The sequence below is a fragment of the Nonomuraea lactucae genome (assembly GCF_003313395.1).
GTDB lineage: Bacteria > Actinomycetota > Actinomycetes > Streptosporangiales > Streptosporangiaceae > Nonomuraea > Nonomuraea lactucae.
In genome coordinates this window covers 1-648 of record NZ_QNFZ01000335.1, presented here as the reverse complement: position 1 = coordinate 648, position 648 = coordinate 1, and the positions used below count along the sequence as shown (strand labels likewise).

At 78.2% G+C, this 648-nt stretch carries 1 protein-coding gene; it reads right to left on the bottom strand.

All coding sequences use genetic code 11. The annotated features are described in order from the left end of the window. Positions 1 to 648 (bottom strand): MFS transporter (locus DQW85_RS21790; protein WP_113702118.1); only part of this gene is annotated, 648 nt, incomplete at both ends.

Genomic DNA, 648 nt, shown 5'->3' with positions numbered 1-648 from the left:
GGACCCGGGTGGCCAGGACCGCGAGCGCCCCGAGCAGCAGCCAGCAGGACGTCAGGGCCACCAGCCGGCCCCAGCCGGCGTGGCCGTACACCGCGCTGCCCGCCGACCCGCCCGCCCCGCTGCCGAGGTAGTAGCAGAGCGTGTAGACGCCCGCCGCCCTGCCGCGCGCCCGGGGCGGTGCTTCGGCCGCGACCCAGGCGTTCGCCACCGTGTGCGCCGCGAAGAACCCCGCGGTCAGTACGGCGAAGCCGGCCGCCACCAGGGGCACCACGTCGGGGATCGTGAGGGCCGCGCCCGCCGCCGTGACGAGCAGGGACGCCACCAGCGCGCGCTCCCGGCCGAGCAGTGACACCAGGCGGCCGGCGGCGGCCGAGGAGGCGGTGCCCGTGGCGTACGCCAGGAACACCAGCGACGCCACAGCGGGCGCCAGGTCCATGGGTGGGTCCGCGAGCCGGAAGCCCGCCGCGTTGTAGAGCGCGACGAAGGCGCCCATCCCGAGCACCCCCACGGCGTACGGCACGAGCAGCCCGGAGCCGGGCCGCGTGGTCTCCGTCCCGGCCGGGGCGGGCTCGGCGCGGCGCGCCGGAGGCAGGGTGACGGCCGCGAACACCGCGCAGACCAGCGACACCGCCGCCGTCACCAGCAGCG